Here is a 419-nt window from a genome sequence, read left to right on the forward strand (position 1 = left end):
CCCGGCTACCGCGGTGGCGACAGCTCCGATCGCGGCGGCTACCAGCGCCGCGAGGGTTCCAGTGACCGCGGCGGGTACCGCAAGGACGACTCCGGCGACCGCGGTGGTTACCGCGGCCAGGGCTCCAGTGACCGCGGCGGGTACCGCAAGAGCGACTCCGGCGACCGTGGCGGCTACCGCTCGGGCGGCGACCGGGGCGGCTTCCGTTCCGGCGAGCGTTCGAACGACCGGGGCGGCTTCCGTTCCGACCGTCCCGGCTACCGCAAGGACGACTCGAACGACCGCGGTGGCTACCGCGGCGACCGGTCGAGCGACCGCGGCGGCTTCCGCAAGGACGACTCCAGCGGCGACCGTGGTGGTTACCAGCGTCGTGAGGGTTCCAGCGACCGTCCGGGCTACCGCAAGGACGACTCTGGCGA

Annotated in this window: 1 pseudogene; it reads left to right on the forward strand. The window is 73.3% G+C overall.

Annotated features, from left to right (window positions below):
• Positions 1-419 (forward strand): annotated as a pseudogene (locus UK23_RS53510) (hypothetical protein); the annotation flags it as partial.

Source organism: Lentzea aerocolonigenes (genome assembly GCF_000955955.1).
Classification (GTDB): Bacteria; Actinomycetota; Actinomycetes; order Mycobacteriales; family Pseudonocardiaceae; genus Lentzea; species Lentzea aerocolonigenes_A.